This is a genomic window from Naasia lichenicola, from assembly GCF_004801885.1.
In the GTDB taxonomy this organism is placed as follows: domain Bacteria; phylum Actinomycetota; class Actinomycetes; order Actinomycetales; family Microbacteriaceae; genus Naasia; species Naasia lichenicola.
In genome coordinates this window covers 160,891-180,779 of record NZ_SSSM01000005.1, presented here as the reverse complement: position 1 = coordinate 180,779, position 19,889 = coordinate 160,891, and the positions used below count along the sequence as shown (strand labels likewise).

General features: G+C 68.7%; 17 protein-coding genes and 1 pseudogene. 8 read left to right on the top strand and 10 right to left on the bottom strand.

Annotation, left to right across the window (positions count from 1 at the left end):
* Positions 1–25: 25 nt before the first annotated feature.
* Positions 26–316: pseudogene (locus tag E6C64_RS11760) on the bottom strand (GNAT family N-acetyltransferase); the annotation flags it as partial.
* Between the two features lie 50 nt (positions 317–366).
* Positions 367–1,845, bottom strand: coding sequence for a glycoside hydrolase family 43 protein (locus E6C64_RS11755; protein WP_136427711.1), 1,479 nt, complete (start codon positions 1,843–1,845; stop codon positions 367–369).
* 123 nt (positions 1,846–1,968) lie between these two features.
* On the opposite strand from E6C64_RS11755, the gene E6C64_RS11750 reads away from it, so the two are divergent.
* Positions 1,969–3,750, top strand: coding sequence for a glycoside hydrolase family 3 protein (locus E6C64_RS11750; protein WP_136427710.1), 1,782 nt, complete (start codon positions 1,969–1,971; stop codon positions 3,748–3,750).
* Positions 3,751–3,795: 45 nt separating this feature from the next.
* A complete protein-coding gene (locus E6C64_RS11745; protein ID WP_136427709.1) occupies positions 3,796–4,167 on the top strand; it encodes a DUF1905 domain-containing protein in 372 nt (123 codons plus the stop codon).
* Positions 4,168–4,242: 75 nt separating this feature from the next.
* Here E6C64_RS11745 and E6C64_RS11740 read toward each other — a convergent pair whose 3' ends face one another.
* The 5 genes from E6C64_RS11740 to E6C64_RS11720 form a co-directional block, all read right to left on the bottom strand.
* Entirely contained in the window at positions 4,243–5,265 is a 1,023-nt protein-coding gene (locus tag E6C64_RS11740; protein WP_136427708.1) for a LacI family DNA-binding transcriptional regulator, read from the bottom strand.
* Positions 5,266–5,355: 90 nt separating this feature from the next.
* The gene (locus tag E6C64_RS11735) at positions 5,356–6,843 is read right to left on the bottom strand and encodes a GH1 family beta-glucosidase (RefSeq protein WP_136427707.1); all 1,488 of its coding nucleotides are present in this window, start codon (positions 6,841–6,843) and stop codon (positions 5,356–5,358) included.
* Positions 6,840–7,733, bottom strand: coding sequence for a carbohydrate ABC transporter permease (locus E6C64_RS11730; RefSeq protein ID WP_136427706.1), 894 nt, complete (start codon positions 7,731–7,733; stop codon positions 6,840–6,842). Before E6C64_RS11730 ends, E6C64_RS11735 begins: the two co-directional genes overlap by 4 nt.
* Complete coding sequence (locus tag E6C64_RS11725; protein WP_136427705.1) at positions 7,730–8,908, bottom strand: carbohydrate ABC transporter permease; 1,179 nt, start codon at positions 8,906–8,908, stop codon at positions 7,730–7,732. Before E6C64_RS11725 ends, E6C64_RS11730 begins: the two co-directional genes overlap by 4 nt.
* Before the next feature lie 111 nt (positions 8,909–9,019).
* Complete coding sequence (locus E6C64_RS11720; protein ID WP_136427704.1) at positions 9,020–10,333, bottom strand: ABC transporter substrate-binding protein; 1,314 nt, start codon at positions 10,331–10,333, stop codon at positions 9,020–9,022.
* Between the two features lie 284 nt (positions 10,334–10,617).
* Here E6C64_RS11720 and E6C64_RS11715 point away from each other — a divergent pair, with 284 nt between their 5' ends.
* The 3 genes from E6C64_RS11715 to E6C64_RS11705 all read left to right on the top strand — a co-directional run bounded on the left by E6C64_RS11715 (position 10,618) and on the right by E6C64_RS11705 (position 13,037).
* Positions 10,618–11,433, top strand: a complete 816-nt coding sequence (locus E6C64_RS11715) for a M15 family metallopeptidase (protein WP_233255601.1) — start codon at positions 10,618–10,620, stop codon at positions 11,431–11,433.
* A 44-nt stretch (positions 11,434–11,477) separates the two neighbouring features.
* Positions 11,478–12,161 (top strand): histidine phosphatase family protein, encoded by a 684-nt coding sequence (locus E6C64_RS11710; RefSeq protein WP_136427702.1) that lies wholly within the window; start codon positions 11,478–11,480, stop codon positions 12,159–12,161.
* Positions 12,162–12,287: 126 nt separating this feature from the next.
* Positions 12,288–13,037, top strand: coding sequence for an amidase domain-containing protein (locus tag E6C64_RS11705; RefSeq protein ID WP_136427701.1), 750 nt, complete (start codon positions 12,288–12,290; stop codon positions 13,035–13,037).
* Positions 13,038–13,168: 131 nt separating this feature from the next.
* Here the strand turns inward: E6C64_RS11705 and pgm are convergent, their stop codons facing one another.
* Positions 13,169–14,803: a phosphoglucomutase (alpha-D-glucose-1,6-bisphosphate-dependent) gene (pgm, locus tag E6C64_RS11700; RefSeq protein ID WP_136427700.1), complete on the bottom strand. Its 1,635-nt coding sequence runs from the start codon at positions 14,801–14,803 to the stop codon at positions 13,169–13,171.
* Positions 14,804–14,869: 66 nt separating this feature from the next.
* Here pgm and pheA point away from each other — a divergent pair, with 66 nt between their 5' ends.
* Positions 14,870–15,832, top strand: a complete 963-nt coding sequence (pheA, locus tag E6C64_RS11695) for a prephenate dehydratase (RefSeq protein ID WP_136427699.1) — start codon at positions 14,870–14,872, stop codon at positions 15,830–15,832.
* Between the two features lie 183 nt (positions 15,833–16,015).
* Here the strand turns inward: pheA and E6C64_RS11690 are convergent, their stop codons facing one another.
* On the bottom strand, positions 16,016–17,047 hold the full coding sequence (locus E6C64_RS11690; RefSeq protein ID WP_136427698.1) for a diacylglycerol/lipid kinase family protein: 1,032 nt from the start codon (positions 17,045–17,047) through the stop codon (positions 16,016–16,018).
* 150 nt (positions 17,048–17,197) lie between these two features.
* Here E6C64_RS11690 and serS point away from each other — a divergent pair, with 150 nt between their 5' ends.
* The gene (gene serS, locus E6C64_RS11685; RefSeq protein WP_136427697.1) at positions 17,198–18,466 is read left to right on the top strand and encodes a serine--tRNA ligase; all 1,269 of its coding nucleotides are present in this window, start codon (positions 17,198–17,200) and stop codon (positions 18,464–18,466) included.
* 38 nt (positions 18,467–18,504) lie between these two features.
* Positions 18,505–19,332 (top strand): HAD family hydrolase, encoded by an 828-nt coding sequence (locus E6C64_RS11680; protein ID WP_136427696.1) that lies wholly within the window; start codon positions 18,505–18,507, stop codon positions 19,330–19,332.
* A gap of 41 nt (positions 19,333–19,373) precedes the next feature.
* Here E6C64_RS11680 and E6C64_RS11675 read toward each other — a convergent pair whose 3' ends face one another.
* Positions 19,374–19,844 (bottom strand): DUF6069 family protein, encoded by a 471-nt coding sequence (locus E6C64_RS11675; RefSeq protein WP_199241027.1) that lies wholly within the window; start codon positions 19,842–19,844, stop codon positions 19,374–19,376.
* Between the last annotated feature and the right edge of the window lie 45 nt (positions 19,845–19,889).

The following is a 19,889-nucleotide window of genomic DNA, read 5'->3' as shown; positions in this document are numbered from 1 at the left end:
GCTCACGGATGCCGCGAAAGAGGAGCTACCTCGTCACGAGGTCGCGGTAGTCCGGATGCGCCTCGATCCACTCGTCGACGAACGGGCAGAGCGGGACGACGCGCTGGGTGAAGCGGGTGCGGGTGTCATCCAACGCCCCCTTGATCAGCTTGCCGCCGAGGCCGCGACCACGCTGCGACGGGTCCACCTCGGTGTGGGTGAACAGGATGCGGTCGTCGCGCAGGCGGTAGTCCGCGAGGCCGAGCTCGTGGCCGGAGTCGTCGACGAGCAGGTATCGGCTCTCCTCGGGTTCGTGACGGATCGTCTCGGTCATCGGTGCCTCCCAGCGAGGATGTCGTGAGCGCGGTCATCGCGTTCGATTCGAGCCTACGACTCCGAGATGGCAGGCGTGTCGGAGCCGGCCTCCGATGCGTCGCCCTCGTACCGGATCCGTGCGATCGCGGAGGGGGAGTCTCCTGTCTCGACGCCGAGGATGCGTCCGGTGAAACCCCCGGCGACCTCCGTGGAAACATATCGGCCGTCGATCATGCCGAGCTCGGTCTCTGTCCCATCGACGACGACCGACAGACGAAGCAGGTCGGGACCCTGCTTCGAGAACATCGATCTGTCGCCGCCCAGTGCCGAAGCGCGCAGCAGTGCGGAGCCCGCCCCCCGTGGCACGCGCTCGCCGAGGACCGGATGCATCGTGCCGATCGTCGCTTCGGCCAGGAAGGCGTCGTCGACAAGGCGGATCCGGACGGCGTGGTCGTCGTCGAGTCGCACGATGAGCGCCGCGTCCCCTGAGGCCAGCTCCACCTCGAACCGCCAGGTCTCGTGCATGGCGCGGAAACCGAGCATCCGCGGCCCGTCGGCAGGGGACGCAGTGAGTCGGAGTCCGCCGCCGACCTCCGCGAACTCGGTCGGCCAGCGGCCCGCGGCGATCCAATCGGGAGCCATCTCCGCAGACTCGAAGGCCTCATCCCATCCCGCAGCTGTCGATGGCACCTCGAAGCGCTCCTCGACGACCACCGGCCAGCCGTCGATCCAGTCGACGCCGGCCACGAACGTCTCGCGCCCGTTCACGTGGAACCCGGGGGTCACGCCACGCGTCCGCACTCCGAGGTGGACCATGGCCCACGAGCCGTCCGTCAGCTCGACGAGATCGCCATGACCCGTGTTCTGCACCGGGTGCGTGCTGCTGCGATGGCTGAGGATGGGACCGGCCGGGTTCGCCTCGAACGGACCCTCGATGCTGCGCGAGCGGGCGATCGAGACGACATGGCCGCGCTCGGTCCCGCCTTCGGCGACCAGCAGATACCACCAGCCGTCGCGCGGATAGAGGTGAGGGCCCTCGGTCGCCGCGAGTCCGGTGCCCGTCCACAATCCGCGCGGCTGCTCGAGCAGCCTGCCCGTCTCGGGGTCGATCCGCGCCTGCGAGATCGGGAACTCCGCGCCGAACGACGCCCAGGTCAGGTAGCAGTCGTCGCCGTCCCACGCGAGGTCGGGGTCGATGCCGATGGCACCCGCCGTGAAGACCGGATCGGACCACGGCCCGTCGGCGGTCTCGGACCAGACGATGAGATGTCCCTCGCGCACGCGGTCCATATCGGTGGTGATCATCCAGAACCGGCCGCCGTGGTGGCGGATCGTCGGCGCGAAGATGCCGCCTCCGGTGGTGGTCGCCGGCAGCTGGGACGGCCGGTCGAGCACATTGCCGATGAGCTTCCACGAGATCAGGTCGCTGCTCCGGCGGATCGGCACGCCCGGCAGGTACTCGAACGTGGAGTTGACGAGGAAGTACTCATCTCCGACCCGGCAGATGGACGGATCGGGATGGAAGCCGGGAACGATGGGGTTCGTGGACACGCAATGAGCCTTCCAGATCGAGCCCGGGTGCGCCCCTCGGCCGATACCCAGTGGATCAAAAACCGAGCGAGCGCTATATTTTCAGAGCGGCAGCTGTGCCGACCAGAACGAAGGCGTACTGACATGACCTCCACCTCTTCTTCCGACTCGGCAGGGATCGACACCCGCTTCCGCGACGCCAGCCTCCCCATCGCCGAGCGGGTGGAGATCCTGCTCCGCCAGATGACCGTCGAGGAGAAGGCAGGCCTGTTCTTCCAGACGATGATCCTGATGGGCGAGGCGGGCCGGCTCGCCGACGCGAATCCCGCCTTCGGTCTGCCGTCGACGAAGGAGATGGTCGTCACCCGCGGCCTCTCCCACTTCAATGTCCTCGGCATGGCACCGAGCGCGAAGATCATGGCCGAGTGGCAGAACCGCCTGCAGGAGCTCGCGCGGTCCACCCGGCTGGGCATCCCCATCACGCTGTCCTCCGACCCCCGCCACTCATTCACCGACAATCCCGGCACGGGCTTCGCCGCCGGTGCGTTCTCCGAGTGGCCGGAGCCCCTCGGCCTCGCGGCCATCGGCGACGAGGCGCTCGTCGAGCGCTTCGCCGACATCGCCCGGCAGGAGTACACGGCCGTCGGCCTGCGCCTGGCCCTGCACCCTCAGGTGGACGTGACGACGGAGTCGCGCTGGGCGCGTCAAGTCGGCACCTTCGGCGAGGACGCCGAGCTGTCCGGCCGGCTCGGTGCCGCATATGTGCGCGGGTTCCAGGGAGCGGAACTCGGACGGCATTCGGTGTCGACGATGACCAAGCACTTCCCCGGCGGCGGTCCGCAGAAGGACGGTGAGGACCCGCACTTCGCCTACGGCCGGGAGCAGGTCTATCCCGGGAACAACCAGGAGTACCACCTGATCCCGTTCGAGAAGGTGATCGCGGCGGGCGGCAGCCAGATGATGCCGTACTACGGCATGCCGGTCGGCACGGATTGGGAGGAGGTCGGCTTCGGCTTCAACCGCTCTGTCATCACCTCGCTGCTGCGCGAGCGGTTCGGCTTCGACGGCATCGTCTGCTCCGATTGGGGGCTGCTCAGCGACTCCGACATCATGGGCGACCACTTCCCGGCGCGCGCCTGGGGGGTCGAGCACCTCAGCGTGCCCGAGAGGATGGCGAAGGCGCTCGAGGCGGGCGTGGACCAGTTCGGCGGAGAGAGCATCTCGTCCGTGCTCGTCGAGCTCGTGGAGGCGGGCACCATCTCCGAGGAGCGCCTCGACGTCTCCGCACGTCGACTGCTCCGGGAGAAGTTCGCGCTCGGCCTGTTCGACGATCCGTTCGTCGACGCCGAGCGGGCCGACGCGATCGTCGGCTCGGCCGAGTTCCGCGCCGAGGGCCTCGCGGCGCAGCGCTCGTCGATCACCCTGCTCGCCAACTCCGGGGTGCTCCCGCTGACCCGTGGCATCCGGATCTACTGCGAGGGCGTCGACCCCGGCGTCATCGCGGACTACGGCGTGCCGGTGCCCACACCCGAGGACGCGGACGTCGCGGTCATCCGCCTGCACGCTCCGTTCGAGCGTCGGGCGACCACCTTCGAGAACCACTTCCACGCGGGATCGCTCGAGTTCCCGGACGAGGTGGTCGCGCACGTGCGGGGGATCGCGGCCCAGGTGACGACGGTGCTCGACGTGTTCCTCGACCGGCCCGCCATCCTGACCCCGTTCACCTCCGGCAGCGCGTCTGCGATCACCGGCAACTTCGGCGCGAGCAGCACGGCCCTGTTCGATGTGCTCTTCGGCGTCCCTCCCGTGGGCCGGCTGCCCTTCGAGCTGCCCTCGTCATCGGAGGCCGCCGCCGCGCGCCGCCCGGACGTCCCCTTCGACACCGCGTCGCCCCTCTACCCGTTCGGTCACGGCCTCACCTACTGACTCCACCCCGATCGAGATGCCACTATCCGTCCCCAAAACGTCAGAATGAGGACGGAAGCTGGCATCTCGATCGGCGGAGCCAGCAGGGCCAGCACGGTGGAGGGCAGAGGCGTGGCTGACAGCTACTCGTTCACTGCGCCGCTCTGGGAGTGGCCGAGCAGGGCGAACTGGTTCTTCGTGTCGGTGCCCAAGGAGCACTCTGAGGACATCGCGGATCGCCCGCTTCCGCCACGCGGCTTCGGGTCGGTGCGGGTGCGGGTGCACGTCGGCGCCACGAGCTGGACGACCTCGATCTTCCCCGACAGCGACGGCACCTACTCGCTGCCGATCAAGAGCCAGGTGCGCAGGAAGCGCGGGATCGAGCCGGGCGAGGAGATCGGCGCCGAGCTCGATGTGCAGATCGAGCTCCTCGACTGAGCCTGTGCGATCGAGATGCCACTTTCCGTCCTCATCCACGCCGAATAGGGACGGAAAGTGGCATCTCGATTCGGTTCAGCTGCCGGTCGAGGCCCGGACGACCAGCTCGGTCGGCATCATCGTCACCCGTCGCACCTCGCGGCCGGCCATGAGCTCGACCAGCACCTCGGCCATCTTGGCGCCGAGCTCGGTCGCCGGCTGGGAGATGGTGGTGAGGGGCGGGCTGCTCGTCTCACTGAAGTAGTCGCCGTCGAAGCCGGCGACGGCCACGTCTTCGGGCACCCGGCGACCGCGTTCGCGCAATGCGGTCAGCGCGCCCGCGGCCATCTGATCGCTCGCCGCGAAGACGGCATCGACGTCGGGATCGCGATCCAGGATGCGCCGCATCGCCGCGGTCGCCTCTGCGAGCGTGAAGTCCGCCTGCTCGATCAGGTCGTCCGGCAGATCGGCACCACGAACGGCGGAGAGCCAGCCCGACAGCCGGTCCACCCCCGGTGGCATGTCGAGCGGACCGGTGATCGTGGCGATCCGGCGGCGGCCCGACTCGATGAGGTGCTGGGTGACCGCCCGGGCGCCGCCGGCGTTGTCGACGTCGACGTAATAGCTGTCGACGATGTCCTCGAGCAGCGGGCGCCCGCCGAAGACGACGGGCAGGCTCTGCCCGATGTTCGCGAACGAATGGTCCCCACTGTGATGCGAGACCACCAGCGCCCCGTCGACGTTGCCGCCGAGCAGATAGCGCTTGATCTTGTTGGAGTCCGTCTCGCTGGCGATCAGCAGGTTGAGCGTGTAGTCGGTGTCCGCGAGGTAGAGCGCGATCCCCTGCACCACCGACGCGAAGAACGGATCGGCGAACACCTTGGCGGTGGATTCGGGGACCACCAGCGCCACGACGTGAGTCTTGCGGCTGGCCAGCGACCGCGCCGCCCGGTTGGGCACGTAGCCGAGCCGACCGATCGCCTCCTCTACGGCGAGCACCGCCTCATCGGTCACATGCGGGGACCGGTTGACCACGCGGCTCACGGTGGAGCGGGATACGCCCGCGAGCGCGGCGACCTCCTCGAGGGTGGGCGCCGTCGATGCGGGATCACGAGGCACGGTGGATCCTCCTGAAGCTTCGAATCTAGGAAGTCTAGGTGCGGCCGAAGCGCTCCGTGACCGCGCTCCGTGACCGCGCTGATGAAGCGGCTAGGCCTGAGCTTGGGCCGCCTTCGCGCGGCCGATGATCTCGGCGTACTCCAGCGCGCTGGCCTTCGGCGTGCGCTCCATCGTCGCGTAGTCGACGTGGACGATGCCGAACCGCTTCCCGTAGCCCCACGCCCATTCGAAGTTGTCGAGCAGCGACCAGACGAAGTAGCCGCGCACGTCGACACCCTGCTCGATCGCCTCGGCGACGGCATCGAGATGGTCATTCAGGTAGTGGATGCGATCCGCGTCGTGCACGAGGCCGTCGGGGCCGACCTCGTCGTCCCACGCCGACCCGTTCTCGGTGATGTAGAGCGGCGGCAGCTCGGGATAGTCCTGTTCGAGACGCACCAGCAGCTGACGCAGCCCGTCGGGGTGGATCTCCCAGTCCATCGCCGTCGTGGGCAGCTGGCGGCGGGGGAAGGTGATGTGCTCCGATCCGGGGAACGGGTTGGAGGTCGGCCGGTCCGTCGGCGCCAGCCCGGGTACCGCGGTGGGAGGCAGTGGATGGCCGCTCACGTTGTCGTCGTGGTAGTGGTTCACCCCGAGGAAGTCGATCGGGGCGTTGATGGTCTCGAGGTCGCCCGGGCGGACGAGCGCGTCGAAGTCGAGATGGCGGACATCCTCGAGGAAGTCCGCGGGATACGCACCGCGCAGGAGCGGATCGAGGAACGCCCGGTTCCAGATGGCATCCAGCCGCCGGGCGGCATCGAGGTCCACCGCGTCGGTCGGGTCGTTCGGCACCGCGTTGGTCAGATTGAGGGTGATGCCGACCTGCTCGGCGCCGAGCGCGTGCAGCGAGCGGGCGGCGAGCCCGTGCGCGAGGTGCTGGTGGTGCATGGCGGCCAGGCCCTCGCGGGCATCGCGGTGTCCGGGGGCGTGCTGGCCGCCGGCGTAGCCGATGATGGCCGAGCAGTACGGCTCGTTGAAGGTCGTCCAGTGACTGACCCGGTCGCCGAGCGCGGCGTGCAGGCCCTCGGCGTAGTCACGGAATCGGAACGCGGTGTCCCGATTCGTCCAGCCGCCCGTCTCTTGGAGCGACTGCGGCAGATCCCAGTGGTAGAGCGTGAGCCACGGCAGGATCCCCGCGGAGAGCAGCTCGTCGACCAGCCGCGAGTAGAAGTCGAGTCCCCTGGCGTTCCATGCTCCGTCGTCGGGGCGGACGCGCGGCCAGCTGACCGAGAACCGGTACGAGTCGAGGCCGAGCGAGCGCATGATCGCCACGTCCTCCGGCATCCGGTGGTAGTGGTCCACGCCTCCGGCGGGGGATTCGCCGAGCGCGATGGCCCCCGGCTCACGGGCGAACGCGTCCCAGATGGATTCGCTCTTCCCGTCTTCGGCCGCGGCGCCCTCGATCTGCGCTGCCGCCGTCGCCGCGCCCCAGACGAATCCGGTGGGCCACTGACGATCGGCCGCTCCACGACGGGGGTCTGAGAGGGGAGGGGAGACGGGAGCCGCAGCTGGTCCGGCAGAGGTGGCGAGGTCGGTCATCCCTTGATCGCTCCGTTCATGATCCCCGAGATGAGCTGCTTGCCCGCGAGCACGAAGAGCACCAGAAGGGGGATGGTGGCGAGGACTGCACCGGTGAGCACCACCGAGTAGTCGACGTAGTAGCCCGAGTTTAGGTTCTGCAGGGCGGTCTGCAACGTCGGGTTGCCGGCGTTGAGCACGACGAGCGGCCAGAGGAAGTCGGTCCACGCCATCATGAAGGTGAAGAGGCCGAGGATGGCCATCGCGGGGCGTGCGGCCGGGACGGCCACATGCCAGAAGGTCGAGATCATGCTGGCGCCGTCCATCCGCGCCGCCTCGATCAGCTCGTCGGGGATGACGTCGACGAGGTACTGGCGCATGAAGAAGACGCCGAACGCGGTCACCAGGGTGGGCACGATCACGGCGCCGAGCTCGCCGGTCCAGCCGATCTCCTTCATCATGATGAAGAGCGGGATGATGCCGAGCTGGGTCGGCACCGCCATGGTGGCGACGACTCCGACCATCAGGCCATCTCGGCCGCGGAAGCGCAGCTTGGCGAACGAGTAGCCAGCCAGCGTCGAGAACGTGACGACGGAGAGCGTGATGACGCTCGAGACGATGAGGCTGTTGCCGAGCGCCTGCCAGAACGGGATCGCGTCGAGGACCGTCGCCGCGTTGGCGAGGAAATTGCCGCCCGGGATGAGCGGCAGCGTCTGGCCGCGCACGGCGGAGCTGCTGCTGCCCACCACGAACGACCACCAGAGCGGGTAGGCCGAGCCGAGCAGCAGGGCGATCAGGAGTCCGTAGGTGAGGAATCCGGGACGCCCGGTGATGCCGCCGGCCCGCCCGCGTCGGGCGAGCAGGGCGCGTCGTCGGACGGGGAAGGCGGGGGCCTGAGCGGGGGCGGTCATGCCGTCACGTCCTCTTCGGGATCAGATGCTGCGGGGGTGGAGCCTGCGGGAGTGGAGCTCGTCGCAGAGGGGGAACCCGGTGTCTGGGCCGCGACGGGAGCGGCGAGGGGCTCGGTGGCGCCGGAGAGCGGGAGCGTGGCGACGGCGAGAGCCGCCTTCGCTCCTCGCGGGCGTCGAGCCCGGGGTGCACCACCGGTGGCGATGCGGCGCGATACGAGGAAGTTGACGATCCCGATGCCCACGATGAGGAGGAAGAGCAGCCAGGCGATGGCGGATGCCTCGCCGAAGTCGCGGCGCTGGAAGGCCATCTCCCAGAGGTAGAGGACGGTGGTCTGGAACTGGCGCTCACCGCCGCCGGCGGTCACCGGGTCGAACAGGCGCGGTTCGGAGAAGATCTGCAGCCCGCCGATGGTGGCGGTGATGACCACGAAGATGACGGTGGGGCGGATGCTCGGAATGGTGATGGAGAGGAAGCGGCGCACGGGGCCCGCGCCGTCGAGGGCGGCGGACTCGTAGAGGTCGCGCGGGATGGCCTGCATCGCGGCGAGCAGGATGAGCGCGTTGTAGCCGGTCCAGCGCCAGTTGACCATGCTGGCGACGGCGATGTGGCTGGCGAGGACGTCATGCTTCCAGGCGACCGGGTCTAGGCCGATGCTGCCGAGCAGATTGTTGAAGAGGCCGTAGTCCTCGTTGAACATGCTGGAGAAGATCAGGGCGACGGCGACCGGGGTGACGACGTAGGGGAGCAGCACGCTCATCCGCCAGAACGTCTTCGCGCGGAGGTTCTGATCGAGCACCGCGGCGATGACGAGGGCGCCGATCACCTGGGGGATGGCCGACAGCAGGAAGATGCTGAGCGTGTTGAAGATCGAGTTCCAGAAGAACCGGTCTCCGAGGACGGCCGCGAAGTTGTCGAAGCCGACGAAGTCGCCCTGCCCCTTGAGCAGGTCCCAGTCGAAGAGCGAGACGACCAGCGTGTAGCCGAGCGGGAAGAGGCCGACCAGTCCGAACAGGATGAAGAAGGGGGCGACGTAGGCGTACGGGGAGGCCTTGGTGTCGAAGCGGCTGAGCCGCTGGCGTCGGGTGAGGCTTTCGGGAACGACCGTTCGCGGGCGAGGCGAGGACTCGGTGGTCGACGGCTTCGGGGCTGACGGTCGGGGAAGCGTCGCAGTCATCTCGTCGCCTTTCGTGTGGATCGGGGGTGGGTGCGGTCCTTCTGGACCGCACCCACCGGGGAGGATGCAGCGCGCGGCGATGAAGCCGCGCGCTGCCGGCTGGCGCCGTGGCTACTCCTTGATGAGCTCCTTCAGGAGATCCATCGCGTTCGACCACGCCTGGTCGCCATTCGCTTCGCCGCTGTCCATCTGGTCGGCCGCGACCTGGAAGACGTTCTCCTGGATCACCGAGTCGTCGGGACCCTTGAACTGCGCGACGACGCCCTTCGCCCGGGAGGCGAGGATGGCGCCGACAGGCGCGTCGTTGAACAGCTCGTTCGGCGTCGCGTCGGCCGCAAGCTGATCCTGCGCCTTGACGGTGCTCGGGAAGGTTCCCGCCGCCTCGAACTGCTTGATCTGCTGCTCGGGCTGGGTCAGCCAGTCGGCGAGCGCCGCGGCCTCCTTCGGGTGCTCCGATTCGGTCGGCACGGTCAGCCATGCGCCGCCCCAGTTGGCTGCGCCACCCGGGAAGACGTCGGCGAAGTCCCAGCCGGTGCTGGCGTCTCCGCCGCCCTGCTCGATCGAGCCCTTCATGACGCCGAGCATCCAGCCCGGGCACATGAACGTCGCGAAGTCGCCGTTGACGAAGTCGGTCCCGCCGTTCCAGTCCCAACGCGGGGAGCCGGCGGGCAGGCCCGCGGCGGCAGCATCGGCGAGCCAGCCCCAGCGCTCCTGGAGCTCGGCGTTGCCCTCGACGTTCAGCGCGCCGTCAGCGGTGTAGTAGCCCTCGTCGAGCTGGTTGACCATGGCGTTCCAGACGAAGGACGACTGGTCGTACCAGGCCTTGCCGGTGGCTGCCTTGTACTGCTCGCCGACCTTGAAGTAGTCCTGCCAGGTCGCGTCCTCGCCGCCGAGCAGCTCGGCGACGCCCTCGCGGTCGCTCGGCATGCCGGCCGCCTCGAGGAGCTTGCCGTTGTAGCAGATGCCCTCGGGGCCGATGTCGGTTCCGTAGCCGATGACGCGACCGTCCGCGTCGGTGCCCTGGGCGTACTTCCAGTCGACCCAGTCGTCCTTGCGGTCCTCGATGCCGTAGTCCTTGAGGTCGGTGAAGGAGTCGGAGACCTCCATGATCGAGCCGAGCCAGCCCTCCTCGATCGCGACCACGTCGGCGAGGCCGCCGCTGGCGATCTTCGTGAAGGCGTCGGTGCGGGCGTTGCCACCGGTGTCGATGTTGGTCGCCTTGATGGTGACGCCCGGGTTGGCGGCTTCGTACTCCTTGTAGAGATCGTCGTAGCCGAAGGTCCCGAACGTCGTCACCGTCAATTCGATGTCGTCGCCCGAGGCGGATGCGGTGCCTCCCGAAGCGGAGCATCCGCTTGCGAGAAGGGTCACTGAGATAGCGGCGGCCGCAACGGCCACAGCCCTGATTCGTCGTTCGGACCTCACGGTCACTCCTTTGTGTGCGGGGGAATCGGTGATCCGTGGGAGCGCTCCCAAATTTGCTGGAGAAGCCGCGTCGGACGGAACGGCATCACTCTAGGTAGCTCGTCGTCCATCCGTCAAGAGAGCGCTCCCACGGATTTCCCATCCGCCCTCGAGGGCCTGCGGAGACGCCTCTTCCGATCTCGTCCGCCGCGGCAATGGCCGGATTCCGGAATCTCGCTCGGGTGTCGAGCACGGCGCGCGGGGGACAACCGAGGGGCCGGCTGTGCGAGTCGTATGCTCGGCCTGTGCGCGGACCACTGCCCTCTCCCGGCCGCCGGACCGCTCCGCTCGCCACTCTCGGGGCGGGCTTCGCGGCCGTCCTCGCCCTCGTCCTCGCGGGCTGCGCGCCTGCGTCGGCGCCCGCCACCCCGACCATGACCCCCGCCCCCTCAGTGACGGAGACCCCGACGCCCTCTCCGACTCCCACCCCCACCCCGAGTCCGACGCCGACCTTCGACAGGGCAGCCCTCTCGGTCGACGACCCCGCGAGCATCTGGGTCGTCGCCGACAAGCTCCGCCCGTTGAATCCGGTGGACTACGTCCCGGTCGACCTCGTCGACGTCCCCGTCGCTCATACCAACGATCCCCAGCTTCGCCAGGAGCCGTCGGACGCCGTCGTCGCCATGTTCCAGGCGGCGCAGGCGGAGGCCGGACTCGCGCTGGCCTCGAACAGCGCCTACCGCTCCTACGACACCCAGGTGCGCGTCTACCAGCGGGACATCGACAACTCGGGCCAGGAGTTCGCCGATGCGAACACGGCGCGGCCCGGGTACAGCGAGCATCAGACCGGCCTGGCCATGGACATCGGGGCGGAATCGGGCCACTGCTCCCTGGACCCGTGCTTCGCGGACACCCCCGAGGGTCAATGGCTCGCGGTCAACGCGTGGCGATTCGGGTTCCTGCTGCGCTACCCCGCCGACAAGGTGCCCGTGACGGGGTACACCTTCGAGCCGTGGCACTACCGCTACATCGGGGTCGCGCTGTCGACCGAGATGCACGATACGGGCGTCAGCACCCTCGAGGAGTTCTTCGGGCTGCCTGCGGCGCCCGGCTATCCCTGATCCGTCGTGCGTCGACTCAGGTCGGTGTCTCTACGCTGAGGGGAATGCGCCTCCTCCTCATCCGCCACGGGCAGACCGACGACAACGTGACCGGCCGGCTGGGCGCCGTCGTGCCGGGTCCCGGGCTCACCGAACTCGGCCTCGAACAGGCGTCCGCGGTCGCCCAGGCGCTGCGCGACGAGGACATCGAGGCGATCTACGTCTCCGACATGATCCGCACGCGCCTCACCGCCGAGCCGCTGGCTGCCGAACGCGGCATCGACCCGGTCGAGCTGCCTGGACTGCGCGAGATCTCATCGGGCGACCTCGAAGGCATGTCGGACAAGGAGTCGGTGCGGAAGTACGTCGATCCGATCATCGGATGGTGGTCGGACCAGAGCGGTCGCATTCCGGGCGGTGAGAACGGACACCAGTTCTTCGCGCGCTACGACGACGCGATCCGCCGGATCGCATCGACCCACGTCGGCACCGTGGCCGTGTTCAGCCACGGCGCGGCGATCCGGACCTGGGCGGCCTGGACTGCCGCGAACCTCGATGAGGAGAACACCCGCGGCCTCTTCCTCGACAACACCGGCATCGTCGTCCTCGAGGGAGACCCGGAGACGGGGTGGACCGCGATCCTGTGGGAGGGCAAGCCGATCGGCGGGCCGACGCTGGATGACCAGACGGCCGTCGACCCCACCGGCGATCTGAGCGAGTCATCCGCCGAGGATTCCGCGAGCGCCTGAGCGTCGCCGATCCGATGCCGAGCGGGGGTAGACCGGTCGGTGGATGGAGACGCGACGGGGTACGAAACGCCGACGGCTCACTCCGTCCATAGTGTCTCCATAAGTTGAGCACGTACTCTCGACCCGATGCGCTTCCGTCCCACCTCTCGTGCCCCCTTCCGTGCGACCCCGGCCCTTGCCGCCTCGACCATCGCGGGGCTGCTCGTCGTCGCCGCACTGACGGGGTGCGCCGTCCGCGACAGCGCATCGGAGACGGACACCGCCGCCACGGCCGCGCCCCGATCCGTTCCCACGGCGACCGCGGCAGCCAAGGAAGCAGCTGACGCCGCAGCGCCCGAAACCAGCGCATCTGAAGGCACCGCAGAGACGGATGTCACCTCGCTCGGCACCGAACCGCTGCCCTCGGCCGTCGCCGCGCAGGTCAGCTACGCGCTCGCCTACTGGAGCGACTACAACGACAGCTTCGGTGTCGTCACCGACAACGACTGCGTCAACTTCACCAGTCAGTCGCTGCTCCAGCGCGGCTGGGTGCAGGACGACACCTGGTACTACGACGCCGACAACGTCTACAGCAGCAGCGCGGCATGGGTCAGCTCGACGGCGTTCCGCGACTACCTGGAGACCCGGTCGGACACCGTCGCACTCGACGACAGCCAACGGGACCAGGTCGCCGTGGGCGACATCGTCCAGTTCGACTGGGACAACAGCGGCGACCGCGACCACACCGGCATCGTGACGAAGGTGGAGACCACGGACACCGGCGTGAAGATCTCCTTCGCCGGCCACACGACCGATTCCGACTACCGCAGCGTCGACGATGCGATCACCATCGACCACCCGGGCGGCACGGCCTACTACTTCCACATCACCAGCTGACCCGGTCCGCCGACCGGCCGGTTGCGTCGATCAGGGCACTTTGCACGGATCAGGGGATTGCCCCCGAAATCCAGTCGGGATGAGTCGCGAACGCCCCCGTCGGCTCGATATCCCCTGATCCGTGCACACGCCTACTCGGCGAGGGCGGCGTCCACGATGCGCTTGGCCTCGGCCTGCACCAGCTTGAGGTGCTCGGGGCCCTTGAACGACTCGGCGTAGATCTTGTAGACATCTTCGGTGCCCGACGGTCGAGCCGCGAACCAGGCATCCGCCGTCTGGACCTTGACGCCGCCGATTGCCGCATCGTTGCCGGGCGCCTTGCTCAGCTTGAGCGTGATCGGGTCGCCCGCGACGGTGTCTGCGGTGATGGCGTCTCCGTCCAGCTTCGCGAGCCGGGCCTTCTGCGCCTTGCTCGCTGCGGCGTCGATGCGCTCGTAGGCGGGAGCGCCGAACCTCTCCACCAGCTCGGCGTAGTGCTGGCTCGGGGTCTTGCCGGTCTTGGCGAGGATCTCGCTCGCGAGCAGCGCGAGGATGATGCCGTCCTTGTCGGTCGTCCAGACGGTGCCGTCGAAGCGCAGGAAGCTCGCGCCGGCGGACTCCTCGCCGCCGAAGCCCACGGAGCCGTCGACGAGTCCGGGCACGAACCACTTGAAGCCGACCGGAACCTCCCAGAGGCGGCGGCCGAGCGACTCCGCGACGAGGTCGATCATGCTCGAGGAGACGAGGGTCTTGCCGATCGCCGCATCCTCCCGCCAGCCCGGGCGGTTGGCGTAGAGGTACTGGATCGCGACCGCGAGGTAGTGATTGGGGTTCATCAGCCCCGCGTCAGGGGTGACGATGCCGTGGCGGTCGGAATCGGCGTCGTTGCCGGTGAGGATGTCGTACTCGTCTCGGCGGGCGACCACCGATGCCATGGCGGAGGGCGAGGAGGGATCCATCCGGATCTTCTCGTCCCAGTCGAGCGTCATGAAGCTCCACGCCGGATCGATCTCGGCGTTCACCACGGTCAGGTCGATCCCGTACTTCTCGGCGATCGCCTGCCAGTAGGACAGGCTCGCGCCACCCAGCGGGTCGGCGCCGATCCGGATGCCGGACTCTCGGATGGCGTCGAGATCGATGATGTTCTTGAGGTCGTCGACGTAGTTGCCGAGGAAGTCGTACGTCTCCACCGCGGAGGCCTCGGCGCGCTTCACGTCCTTCAACCCGTCCGCGATGATCTCGTTCGCCCGGTTGGCGATCCATGTGGTCGCGTCGCTGTCGGCGGGGCCTCCGTGCGGCGGGTTGTACTTGAATCCGCCGTCGCGGGGAGGGTTGTGGCTGGGCGTGACGACGATGCCGTCCGCGATGCCGCTGTATCCGGGAGCGTCCTTGCCCGCGGTGTTGTACTTGAGGATCGCGTGCGACACGGCCGGGGTGGGCGTGTAGCCGTCGAACTCGTCGGAGAGCACGCGCACTCCGTTGGCGACGAGCACCTCGAGCGCGGTGGTCTCGGCGGGGCGGCTGAGGCCGTGGGTGTCCCGACCGATGAAGAGCGGACCGTCGACGCCCTGCGACGCCCGGTACTCCACGATCGCCTGAGTCGTCGCCGCGATGTGGTCGTCGTTGAAGGCGGTGTCGAATGAGCTGCCGCGGTGTCCGGAGGTCCCGAACACCACTCGCTGCTCGGGGATGCTGACATCGGGGTGGAGATCGAAGTACGCCTTGACCAGGGCGTGGACGTCGATGAGGTCGGATTCCAGGGCAACCGTGCCCGCGCGGGAACTCATGGCCCCATCCTGGCACCACCTTCGCTGAGCCCACAGCCCGCCCGCGATGGCCGATATCCTCGGCACATGTCTCAGCCGGGTGCCGCCGCGTCGTCCAACGATGAGCCGCAGGTCGAGAGCTACAGCTTCCTCGGCCCGTCCGGCACCTTCACCGAGGCCGCCCTCGCGCAGGTGCCCGCCGCGCGCGGCAAGCATTGGCGATCGGTCAACAATGTCGGCGAGGCCCTGGACGATGTCGTCAGCGGGCGCAGCGTGGCGGCGATGATCGCGATCGAGAACTCCGTCGAGGGCGGGGTGACCGCCGCGCAGGACGCGCTCACCACCATTCCCGGACTGCGGATCATCGGCGAGTACGTGGTGCCCGTCGGCTTCGTGCTCGTCGCCCGGCCCGGCACCGCGCTCGCCGATGTCCGCACCATCAACGCGCACCCGGTCGCCTACGCCCAGTGCCTGCGCTGGCTGGACACGACGATCCCCTCTCACGCGCACATCCCGATGACCTCGAACGTCACGGCCGCGTCCGCGCTTCTGGACGATGGCACGCTCGCCGACGCGGCGATCGCGCCGCCGAACATCCTCGATCACTACCCGCTCGAGGTGCTCGCCGAGGACATCGCCACCAACCGCAACGCCGTGACCCGCTTCGTACTGGTCAGTCGGACCGCGGCGCTGCCGCCGCGGACCGGGGCGGACAAGACGAGTATCGTGGCCGAGCTGCCCGAGGATCGCTCCGGCGCGCTGCTGGAGCTGCTGGAGCAGTTCTCCACGCGCGGCATCAACATGTCGCTGCTGCAGTCGCGGCCGATCGGCGACGCCCTCGGGCGCTACCGGTTCGTCATCGACCTCGACGGCCACGCGCGCGACGAGCGGATCGCCGACGCGCTGCTCGGCGTGCGGCGGTTCAGCCCCAACGTCGTCTTCCTCGGCAGCTACGCCCGTGCCGACCGGATCCCGGTCGAGCACACCCCGGCCTACGCGGACGAGGTCTTCGCCGACGCCCGCGCCTGGCTCGACGACCTCCTCGCCTGAGTTCCTACGTTCCGGCTCCATGTGCACGAAATTCTGTGCACATCCGCCGCTTTCGTAGGTAGGGATTCGCGCATCATGTTCATGCGCCTCTCGGCGCGCGAGCGCTCGATCCGTCATCCATGTGCACGAAACCCGCAGATACCTACGAAATAGCGTGCACATTCGGCCGGAACGTACACACTGTCAGGCGGACTGCTTGGCTTTCGCCTCATCGGATGCGGGAAGGCGGTCGGCCTCCGTCGACGGGATCATCACCTTGAGGGCGAGCGGATCCACCCACGATCGGACGGCCTTGACCTGGCCGAATGTGTCGCCGTCGAGCTGGAACTCCTGCGGCTCCTCCGGTCGGATGACGATCTCGCGCCCCTTGAGGTAGCGCAGAGTGCGGACCTCGCGCGTGAAGGACATCAGCTTGCGGCCGACGCTGCTGCGCCGCAGCACCCCGTTCTCCCAGACGATCTTGACCCAGATCTGCATCCAGCCGAAGAAGCCGTCCGGGCGCAGCGCGACGATGTCGAACAGCCCGTCGTCGATGGCGGCCTCGGGCAGCAGCAGGATGTTCGGCGGCAGGGAACCGCAGTTGCCGATCAGGATCGTGTTCACGCGGAGCTGACGCGGCGCCTGCCCGTCGAGGCTGAACCGCAGGCGCACGTTGTTGCCCCCGCGCAGCGAGCGCGCGATCGCATCGACGTAGGCCAGCCAACCGACCCGCCTCTTCAGTTCGGGATTGGTGTTCGCGATCATCCGGGCGTCGAGGCCGAGTCCCGCCATCACCAGGAAGACATGAGAGTCCCGCCCGCCGTCGACGCGCTCGATCTCGACGATGCCCAGATCGATCTCCCGCACGACGCCGGTGAAGGCGGTCGAAACCGATTCTTCCACGCGAACCAGCGTGAGATTGAGATTGCGGGCGAGCAGGTTGCCCGTTCCCGATGGGATGAGCGAGATCGGCACGCCCGTGCCGCGCAGCGCTTCGGCGACCGCGCGCACCGTGCCATCGCCGCCGGCCGCCATCACGATGTCGGCGCCGTCCGCCAGGGCCTGCTTCGTCATCCCCTGTCCGGCGTCCTCCGCGGAGGTCTCGTAGAAGCGAGTCCTGCCCCAGCCGGCATCGGCCTCTGCCACGGCGATGGCCGATCTCAGGTGCTCGAAGTTGACCTTGAGGGGGTTGTAGACGATCGCGGCCGTGGACGTGGTGGTTCCGCGGGGCGGCATTGTCTCAACCTAGCCGAGCGACCACAGCCGAGATCTTGAGCGGCCGCGGCCGAGATCCCGCTCGAACCGAGGTCGGATCCCGGTCGGATCCCGCTCGAACTGAGGTCGGACGGCAGTCCGACCCCCTGGCGCCTTCAGTAGGCTGGAGCCGTGATCGACCCGCAGCTGCTCCGCGACGCTCCCGACGTGATCCGACGCTCGCAGGAGTCACGTGGGGACTCCGTCGAGGCGGTCGACGACGCCATCGCCGCCGATGCGGCTCGCCGCTCCGCCCTGTCCGAGTTCGAACGCCTCCGCGCCGAGCAGAACGTCTTCGGCAAGCGCGTCGCCGCGGCGGCCAAGGAGGACAAGGCCGCCCTGGTCGCCCAGGTGCAGCAGCTCGCCGCCGATGTCAAGGTGGCCCAGACCGCCGCAGGGGAGGCGGAGTCGAGCTACAACTCGGCCATCCGCTCCATCGCCAACATCGTCCTCGACGGGGTGCCCGCGGGTGGCGAGGCCAACTTCGAGGTGCTGCGCGAGATCGGCGGCACCCCCGCGTTCGACTTCGAGCCGAAGGATCACCTCGAGCTCGCAGAAGGCCTCGACGCGATCGACATGGAGCGCGGAGCGAAGGTCGGCGGATCGCGCTTCTACTTCCTCAAGGGCATCGGCGCCCGGCTCGAGCTGGCGATCATGTCGCTCGGCCTCGACCGCGCCCTTGGCGCAGGCTTCATCCCGGTCATCCCGCCCACGCTCGTGCGGCCCGAGATCATGGAGGGCACCGGCTTCCTCGGCGAGCACGCCGACGAGGTCTACTACCTCCCCGCAGACGACCTCTATCTGACCGGCACCAGCGAGGTCGCGCTCGCCGGCCTGCATTCCGACGAGATCCTCGATCTCACCGAGGGACCCATCCGATACGCCGGCTGGTCGACCTGCTACCGCCGCGAGGCCGGGTCGTACGGCAAGGACACCCGTGGCATCATCCGGGTGCACCAGTTCAACAAGCTCGAGATGTTCGTCTACACGACGCCGGATCAGGCGGAGGAGGAGCACAACCGCCTCGTCGCCTGGCAGGAGGGCATGCTGCAGAGCCTCGGCCTCAGCTACCGGGTGATCGACGTCGCCGCTGGAGACCTGGGATCGAGCGCCGCCCGCAAGTTCGACGTCGAGGCGTGGGTGCCCACCCAGGGTGCCTACCGCGAGCTCACGTCGACCTCGAACTGCACGACCTATCAGGCGCGGCGCCTCAGCATCCGACACCGAGGCGACGGCAAGGCTGAGCCTGTCGCCACCCTCAACGGCACCCTCGCCACCACCCGGTGGATCGTCGCGCTGCTCGAGACGCATCAGCAGGCGGACGGCTCCGTCCTCGTGCCCGAGGCCCTGCGCCCCTACCTGGGCGGGCTCGAGCTGCTCGTCCCGATCGCGAAGCGCTGACCCGATCCGATGGGCCCAGCCGACATGAAGCGATCGCGATGACGCGGGCCGAAGCCCGCAGGGCCGAGAGTCGACTGCTCATCGCGCTCGACATCGACGGCACGGTGCTGCACGACACCGGCGAGCTCAGCGACGCGGTCATCAAGCAGGTGAAGCGTTTGGTGGCGCGCGGCGACGAGGTGACGCTCGCGACGGGTCGCTCGGAGTCATCCACCCTGCCCGTGCTGGATCAGCTCGGGCTCACTCCCGAGTACGTGGTCTGCTCCAACGGTGCGATCACCCTCCGCCGGGACACGGAGGCCCCGATGGGCTACCGCCGGGAGTTCGTGGAGTCCTTCGACCCGACGGTCGTGCTGGAGACCATCCGCGGGCACCTCGACGACGCGCTGTACGCGGTCGAGGACGAGACGGGCTTCTATCGCTACACCGACGCCTTCCCCGAGAACGCGCTCGGCCTCGCGAGCGAGCAGGTCGACTTCGACGGCCTGCTCGGCACCCGAGTGACGCGGGTTGTGGTGATCTCGCCGGATCACGAGGTGGAGGACTTCCTCTCCGTCGTCGAGGAGATGGGCCTGCACCGCGTCAGCTACAACGTCGGCTGGACCGCGTGGCTCGACATCGCTCCCGACGGTGTGAACAAGGCGACGGCGATGGAGCGGGTGCGCGACCTGCTCGGCATCCCGATCGGCAACGTCGTGGCGGTGGGCGACGGACGCAACGACATCGAGCTGCTGCAGTGGGCGGGTCGGCAGGGCAGGGGAGTGGCCATGGGCCAGGCGCCCCACGAGGTCATCGCCGCATCGTCCGAGACCACCGCTCCCGTCTCCGAGGATGGTCTGGCGAAGGTGCTCGCGAGCCTCAAGTAGGTGGTCGTGTCAGCGGCACGTCGACGGTTCCGGCACTGTTATCAGCGTTCTTCGACCGGTGCGACGGCGCGGAACACCGGCACCGCGACGGCGACGACGACCAGGTGCATGAGCGCCAGACCGGCGACCGCGATCGGCGATGATCCGGGGATGAAGCCGGTCGCCAGCAGGATGCCGTCGGGGACGAAGGAGAGCACGGCGAGCAGCGGCACGAGGACGCGCAGAACGCGGTCCGGATGGGCGGCGCGGGCTCGGACGATCCGCCAGCCCGCGTAGGCGGCAGCAAGGCCGGCCAGCGTGAAGGTGACGTAGGCCGGAACGGTCAGCGGCCCGAAGCGCGCGTCCGCTCCCGCTGCGACCGCCGAGGTCGCGATGATCGCATTGGCGGCGAGGGCTACTGCCGCTCCCGCGACAAGAGTCAGGACCTGTGCGCGGTTCGAGGAGGAGGCGGTGCGGGCGACCGTGCGCGGGGATCGCGGGGTGACGGCGGACGGCTTTGCGGTGCTGGACATGGGGGCTCCTGATCGACGCGGTTCGTTCTGCGGGGTGGTGGAGCC